Origin of the sequence: Geomicrobium sp. JCM 19055, assembly GCF_000698185.1 — a bacterium.
Lineage (GTDB): Bacteria > Bacillota > Bacilli > Bacillales > Marinococcaceae > Geomicrobium_A > Geomicrobium_A sediminis.
In genome coordinates, this window is the sequence record NZ_BAXL01000022.1 from 79250 (window position 1) to 86655 (window position 7406).

At 42.5% G+C, this 7406-nt stretch carries 9 protein-coding genes and 2 pseudogenes; 9 read left to right on the forward strand and 2 right to left on the reverse strand.

Features of this window, described 5'->3' with window-relative positions:
• Window positions 1-10: 10 nt before the first annotated feature.
• Complete coding sequence (gene accB, locus JCM19055_RS18125; RefSeq protein WP_042360748.1) at window positions 11-487, reverse strand: acetyl-CoA carboxylase biotin carboxyl carrier protein; 477 nt, start codon at window positions 485-487, stop codon at window positions 11-13.
• Between the two features lie 34 nt (window positions 488-521).
• Window positions 522-1843: pseudogene (gene accC / locus JCM19055_RS18130) on the reverse strand (acetyl-CoA carboxylase biotin carboxylase subunit).
• A gap of 219 nt (window positions 1844-2062) precedes the next feature.
• Here accC and JCM19055_RS18135 point away from each other — a divergent pair.
• From JCM19055_RS18135 to JCM19055_RS18165, 9 genes and pseudogenes are all read left to right on the forward strand, one after another.
• A pseudogene (locus JCM19055_RS18135) lies at window positions 2063-3780 on the forward strand (ABC transporter ATP-binding protein).
• A gap of 62 nt (window positions 3781-3842) precedes the next feature.
• Window positions 3843-4121: a 4a-hydroxytetrahydrobiopterin dehydratase gene (locus JCM19055_RS18140; RefSeq protein ID WP_042360749.1), complete on the forward strand. Its 279-nt coding sequence runs from the start codon at window positions 3843-3845 to the stop codon at window positions 4119-4121.
• A gap of 10 nt (window positions 4122-4131) precedes the next feature.
• Window positions 4132-4287, forward strand: coding sequence for a hypothetical protein (locus JCM19055_RS30285; RefSeq protein WP_265182332.1), 156 nt, complete (start codon window positions 4132-4134; stop codon window positions 4285-4287).
• Between the two features lie 10 nt (window positions 4288-4297).
• Window positions 4298-4453, forward strand: a complete 156-nt coding sequence (locus tag JCM19055_RS30290) for a DUF5665 domain-containing protein (RefSeq protein WP_265182334.1) — start codon at window positions 4298-4300, stop codon at window positions 4451-4453.
• A gap of 23 nt (window positions 4454-4476) precedes the next feature.
• Window positions 4477-4917, forward strand: a complete 441-nt coding sequence (locus JCM19055_RS18150; protein WP_042360750.1) for a DUF948 domain-containing protein — start codon at window positions 4477-4479, stop codon at window positions 4915-4917.
• Between the two features lie 96 nt (window positions 4918-5013).
• Window positions 5014-5568: an ABC transporter ATP-binding protein gene (locus JCM19055_RS18155; protein WP_052366515.1), complete on the forward strand. Its 555-nt coding sequence runs from the start codon at window positions 5014-5016 to the stop codon at window positions 5566-5568.
• A gap of 11 nt (window positions 5569-5579) precedes the next feature.
• On the forward strand, window positions 5580-5711 hold the full coding sequence (locus JCM19055_RS30295) for a hypothetical protein (protein WP_265182333.1): 132 nt from the start codon (window positions 5580-5582) through the stop codon (window positions 5709-5711).
• 16 nt (window positions 5712-5727) lie between these two features.
• Window positions 5728-6444, forward strand: coding sequence for an ABC transporter permease (locus JCM19055_RS18160; protein WP_042360751.1), 717 nt, complete (start codon window positions 5728-5730; stop codon window positions 6442-6444).
• Between the two features lie 16 nt (window positions 6445-6460).
• A complete protein-coding gene (locus JCM19055_RS18165; RefSeq protein ID WP_052366516.1) occupies window positions 6461-7183 on the forward strand; it encodes a MerR family transcriptional regulator in 723 nt (240 codons plus the stop codon).
• Window positions 7184-7406: the final 223 nt, after the last annotated feature.

Consider the following 7406-nt stretch of genomic DNA (forward strand, 5'->3'; position numbering starts at 1 on the left):
ATAGAGGTTTTTAAACTTTCACACGGAAAAGTGGTTGACCGTAGTCGACGAGTTCACCATTTTCAACGAGGATTTCTACGATTTCACCTTTTGTTTCAGCTTCTAGTTCATTCATTAGTTTCATTGCTTCAACGATACAAACAATCGATTCTGCGTGAACTTGATCGCCAACTTGTACGTATGGATCAGCATCTGGAGATGATGCACGATAGAACGTACCGACCATCGGTGATGTAATTTCAACAGAATCGTCAGCTGCTTTTGGTTTCTCTGCTTGAGGTTGTTCTTGTTTTTGTTCAGGTGTTGCAACAGGTTGTGATACTGCTGGTGCGCTAGGTGCCGCTACTGCAGGTGTTGTTTCAACAACCGTTTTCGTTTCTTTCTTGATCGTAATCGACGTATCTTTCTCGCCTTGTACTTCCAATTGTGTAATCTCCGATGCATTGACTGCTTCAATGAGTTCTTTTATTTCTTTAATGCTATACATGTTCGCTCTCCTTTACATTACACCGTATATTTTTCTAGAAACTTGTATCAAATTCTCCTGATTTAAACACATCATGATCCATTAAGTTTAAATGGAATGGGACGGTCGTATCGACCCCTTCAATGACAAACTCTGATAACGCACGTTTCATTCGTGCAATCGCCTCGTCTCTCGTACTTGCATGGACGATGAGTTTGGCAACCATTGAATCATAGAATGGTGTAATTGTGTAGCCTGTATACGCAGCACTATCAACACGCACTCCCGGCCCACCTGGAGGTACACACATTGAAATCTTCCCAGGGGAAGGCCTGAACCCTTTACGAGCATTCTCGGCATTAATACGGCACTCAATTGCGTGTCCACGTACAACGACTTCTTCTTGCTTCACAGACAAAGGCTGTTTGTTTGCAACGAGCACTTGCTCTTTTATGAGATCAACTCCGGTAATTTCTTCTGTAACCGGATGTTCTACTTGAATCCGCGTATTCATTTCCATGAAATAAAAGTTTTTATGTTTGTCGAGTAAAAACTCAACCGTTCCTGCGCCACAATACTCTACCGCTTTTGCAGCAGCAATTGCAGCTTGACCCATTTCTTCGCGAATTGATTCATTCAATGCTGGTGAAGGCGCTTCTTCAATCAGCTTCTGGTGACGACGTTGAATCGAGCAATCTCGCTCGCCGAAATGTACAACATCCCCATATCTGTCACCGACAATTTGAATTTCAATATGACGAGGCTCTTCAATAAACTTCTCTAGATAAATGCCGGCATTGCCGAAATTTGATTCAGCTTCTCGTCTTGCAGTTTGGATCGAGCGGACGAGCTCATCACGATTTTGTGCGACGCGCATCCCTTTTCCGCCGCCCCCTGCAGTTGCTTTAATGATGACAGGGTAACCAATGTCTTTGGCAATCTCAATCGCTTCATCTTCACGCTCAATGAGGCCATCACTTCCAGGAACAATTGGCACCCCTGCTGCCTTCATCGTGTCTCTTGCTTGCGATTTATCACCCATTCGGTTAATCGCAGTCGGTGAAGGACCGATAAATATGAGACCGTGATCTTCACAAATCTCTGCAAATTCAGCGTTCTCTGCTAAGAAACCATATCCTGGATGAATGGCGTCACAGCCTGTTTTTAGAGCCGTAGCTATAATATTCGTTTTCTTTAAGTAACTTTCAGTCGCAGTACTCGGTCCGATGCAATACGCTTCATCCGCCATTACAACGTGTAATGATTCGCATCAGGCTCTGAATATACTGCTACCGTTTCAATGTCTAGTTCGCGACATGCCCGAATAATACGAACCGCGATTTCCCCACGATTCGCAATTAGTACCTTATTAATCATTTCATGGAGCTCCCTTCTTGATATCAGGCAAACCGCCTGCTTCCAAACTTTGGAAGGGTGAGTCAAGCAAGACAACTTCACCATCTTTTTAAAGTGTAAAAAAAACCCACCCATCCGTCAATGACTGTAATGAGAAACGATTGACTATCACGCAAATATTTCATAGAATGTAATAGGTAATTGAAAATCATTATCAATTAATGTTCAGTGGAGGTACTTATGCTTCGTCGTTTCTTTTCTTATTATAAACCTTATAAGAAGCTCTTTACGATTACGTTTATTAGCGCCATCTTTGTCGCGCTTTTAGAGCTTGCGTTCCCAATCATCGTCAACCAAGTCGTCGACCGCCTTCTCCCTCAAGGAGAAATTTCCATTATCATCCTCGCCTGCATCGCACTTTTTGTCATTTATATTTTTAACTCTGGTGCTCATTATATCGTTACATACTGGGGACATATACTTGGAATCAATATCGAAACCGATATGAGACGCGAATTATTCGCTCACGTCCAAAATTTATCTTACAGCTATCATGATAATAATAAAACTGGACATTTATTATCAAACTTAACAAATGACTTATTTGAAATCGGTGAAGTTGCTCACCACGGACCAGAAGATGTGTTCACGGCCATCATGACGTTATTCGGTTCCTTTGGTGTTATGCTCTACATTAACTGGCAATTAGCGTCATTACGTTCATTGTCGTTCCATTGTTAACTTGGATTGTTGTGTATTGCAACCGAAAAATGTCTGGAGCAATGCGTCTCATGTTTCAACGAATGGCGAATTTCAACGCTCGTGTTGAAGATACGCTCGGAGGCATCCGTCTCGTGCAAGCTTTTGCAAATGAAAAGCATGAGCAAAAACTGTTCAAAGAAGACAACGAGAATTTCCGAGAAGCTAAAATTCGCTCCTACAAGATCATGGGCGTTAACAACTCCTTAAGCTACATGATGATGCGAATTATGACGCTGTTTGTTCTACTCACTGGTGCGTACTTTATGCTTCAAGACCAATTGTCGATCGGTGATTTCATGGCGTTTATTCTTCTTACGAACATTTTCTTCCGTCCGATTGAGAAAATCAATGCCATTATTGAAAGCTACCCGAAAGGCTACGCTGGTTTTAAACGTTACCTTGCAATTATGGACACAGAGCCAGAGATTCAAGACCGCCCTGAAGCAGAAGACGTTCAAGGACTAAAAGGAAACATCCAATACAAAGACGTGACATTCGGATACGATGCAGAGCGTCCAGTGCTAAAAAATATTCACCTAGACATTGAGCAAGGTGAAACGATTGCCTTCGTTGGTCCATCTGGTGCAGGGAAAACGACACTTTGTAGTCTTCTACCACGTTTCTATGATGTGTTGGACGGTGATATTACAATTGACGGACACTCAATTAAAGATATTACACTCACATCGTTACGGGAACAAATCGGCGTCGTACAACAAGACGTATTTATGTTCTCTGGCACACTAAGAGATAACATCCGTTACGGAAACCTTGATGCAAGTGATGAAGAAGTCATGGAAGCTGCTCGTCTAGCAGAGCTAGAAGATTTCATTCAAGATCAACCAGACGGACTGGATACGGTCGTAGGAGAACGAGGCGTCAAACTGTCCGGTGGACAAAAACAACGTCTGTCGATCGCAAGAATGTTCTTAAAGAACCCACCGATTCTCATTTTAGATGAAGCCACTTCTGCACTTGATACGGAAACAGAAGCTGCCATCCAACGTGCATTAGAGAAGTTATCCGTCGGTCGGACGACACTCGTCATCGCTCACCGCCTGACGACGATTAAACATGCTGACCGCATTGTTGTCATTACTAAAGAAGGAATTGCTGAAGAAGGTAACCACGAGGAGCTACTCGCTCAAGGTGGTCATTACAGCAGACTCTACAACGCTCAACAAACATTAATTTAATTTCAGGTTTGCCTTCAAAGGATAAAAGGAATATGTAACAAGAATCCTTTGGAGGTGAACGTATGAATACACTTGAACAACAATTGCAAAAATTAGACGGTTGGGAACGTCATCAAGAACAAATTTCCAAAACGTTTGGCTTTGATGCCTACTTAACGGGTATACTATTCGTAGAACGACTTGCAGCTTTTGCTGAAGCTGTCCAACACCACCCTCAAATTACCATTGACCATACGAACGTTACGATTGTGTGGACGACGGTTGATGAAGGTAAATTAACGGATAAAGACATCCACGGCGCTCATGCGGCGGACAATCTTTATCAAGCAAACGGACAGTAAGGAGGCTGCTATGCGGAAGTTACCGAGTAAAGAGCGTGATGATGAGAAGCGTAGTGAAGACATCACTAAACTAGAACAGTTAATCGACCGGTTAGAAGACATGACGACAAGCGCTAGACTCAAAGATATCGCATACCACTTTACAGATAAAAAAAGAAGTCATTAAAGTTAATATTATCGCAGGGGTTGCAAGAGGCGTTGGTCTTACGCTCGGTACGGCCGTCGTCCTTGCACTATTTGCTTACATAGCTACCCTATTTATTGACATGCCTTTGATTGGGGAATGGATTGCTACCTTACAAGGCCATGTCGATCGCTACATGCAAGACTAATACGATGGAAAGGAGCAAGTTACATGGACTTTTTAGGAATTGCCGCACTCATCGCCGCAATCGCTTTTGCTGTACTTGTCATTTTTCTCGGGAAAGTATTGAACAATCTCAGTGATGTACTTTCTAAAACCGGAGATACGATCGGTAAGTTGCCTGACCAACTTGATGAAATCAGTAAAGAAACAGGAACAATTTTGCACAACACAAACGAAACCATTCTCGACCTTAATGAAAAGATTAAAACGCTCAACCCTATCTTTGGGATGGTTGAAGACGCCGGAACGGCATCACGCAAAGTTTCATCAAGTCTCGTTGACTTAACAGAAAGCATGCGCAAACAAACGAACGCAGCTGCAAAAATGACTGACAACAAAGACCTTCGCGGTCTATATGGTCTCGCAGCATTTGTTTATTTCTTAAATCAGAAGAAAAAAGAATACAATGCAGCAACGCAAAACCCGTAATGGAATTTTTCCATTACGGGTTTTTTTGTTCACGAGTTGACTCTCCTGTTAAGGGAGGGTCTACACTTCAATAGCAAATCACATTGGAGGGATTCTATGAAATACGCAATTGAAGCAAAGGGACTCGTGAAATCCTACGGCAACAAGCAAGTTTTACAAGGACTTCACATGAATGTGAAGTCTGGAGAAATCTTCGGTTTAATCGGCGCCAATGGTGCCGGCAAATCAACAACCATTGATTGTGTGCTCGGTACGAAAAAACTTGATCAAGGTACGGTGAAAATTCTCGGGAACTCCCCTAATCCAAAGCAGAAATCTCATTTTGAACAGATCGGTGTCCAATTTCAAGAAAGTGCGTTTCAAAACGGCTTAACCGTTAAAGAGATTTGTAAAATTACACACTCTCTTTATAAGAATCCAATTGATTGGAAAATGAAACTGACGGACTATCAACTTGAACACCACGTACGCTCGTCCATCTCTACGCTCTCAGGTGGTGAACGCCAAAAGCTGTGTATTCTCCTCGCTACAATGGGTCAGCCAAAACTACTCGTATTAGATGAATTAACGACCGGATTAGATCCCGTTGCCAGAAGACAGATTTGGAACAATTTACGTCAATTAAACGATGAGGTGTTACCATTCTATTAACCTCTCATGATATGCATGAGATTCAAACACTTTGTGACCGAATTTTGCTACTCAAAAATGGCGACGTCTTTATGGAAGGAACTGTTCAAGAAGTGTTATCAAAAGTGGAACAAAATCGATGGATGACGCTTACTTACAACTAATCGGTGAGGGAATACGATGAGAACATTTTGGTTACTCTACGTCGCAGAGTTTAAACTATCATTTCGGGAAATGTCGTCCTTTATCTTCGGGTTGTTCCTGCCTGTCGGTATTATGGTGATTATGGGCTATCTCTCCACTACGAATGAAGAACTTGTGACAACATTTGCTGCCGTCGCAACGCTCGGGCTCGTATCTACAGGTGTCATGAGCTTACCCCTTTCCCTTTCTTCTTATCGTGAAAAGAAAGTGTTAAAACGATACAAAGTTACACCGATTAGCCCAGTACAGTTACTCGTTGCCCATGTTTTTTATTGTTTTAGCTTAAGTATCTTGTCTATGTTTGCCGTTTTTTTCGTTGCAACATTTGGCTTTAACATGATCTTCCCTGGGTCGATTGGCTTTTTCCTTATTTCCTATCTGTTTGTGATGATCAGCATTCATTCGATTGGTATGCTGATCGCAAGTACTTCTCCACGCGAGAAGACAACGGCTGCAATGAGCAGTTTATTGTTCTTTTCCATGTTCCTCTTATCCGGGGCGACCATTCCATTTGATTTATTACCGAGCGTTTTACAATCGATTGCGCAATTTCTTCCATTAACTCATGGTATCGAGTTATTGCAAGGTCAAGCCTTAGGGTCACCGTTTACCTCCTATTCTTCGTTGCTGCTTTTATTAGTAAATACGACGATCGCTACAACCCTCTCCTTGCGATTTTTCAGATGGGAATAAGAAAGGAGTTCAATAGATGTACAGCATCGGTCAATTTTCGAAAATGAATCGAGTTACTGTTAAACGCTTACGGTATTATGATCAAGTCGGCATTGTAACTCCTGCTTACACCGATCCAAATACAGGTTATCGCTATTATCGTTCTAACCAAATTGAAACACTTCACCGAGTACTGGCCATGCGCCAGCTCGGCTTTTCAATTGCAGAAATTCAAGAAGTGATATCAAAACAACAAGACTGGCAAACCATGATAAGCAAGAAAAAAGAAGAACTAGAAAAAAAGTCTGTCTTATTAAATCGCCAACTACAACAAGCGAACTATTACTTGCTCGACCATTCCCCACCACAAATCATCGTAAAAAGTTTACCAGAAGTGACAGTAGCGTCTATGAAGTTGACGCTACCTCATTACGATGACTTATTCGTGGCTTATCCAGCCATGGGGGATAAAATGCGTGAAACCCATTCAGTAGTCGATCCCATTCAATACTGCTTCACACGTTTTTACGACGGTGAATTCAAAGAAACGAACATCAACCTTGAAATTTGCGAAGCAGTAACGGAAAAGAAAGACAATCATGATGGGCTTATTTTCAAAGACATTGCCAAAGTGCCCTTTGCTGCCTGCCTCTTGCACCGCGACCGTACGAGACAATTGGCGAATCCCACGCAAAACTTTACCAGTGGCTTGAAGAAAGCGATTATTCACTTGCTGGTCCACCTAGAGAAGCTGTCATAGACGGCATCTGGAATGAACTTGAGCCTACACGGTGGTTAACCGAAGTCCAATTCCCCCTTAGTCACGAAGATTAAAACCCGGATAGTTTTGGGTAAAACATGATGAGCGTGGTACTAGGGACGAGAGGCTTGGTGCTAGAGACGAGAGGCTTGGTGCTAGAGACGAAGGCTTGGTGCTAGAGACGAGAGGCGCGGTGCTAGAGACGAGGGGCGTGGTGCTAGAG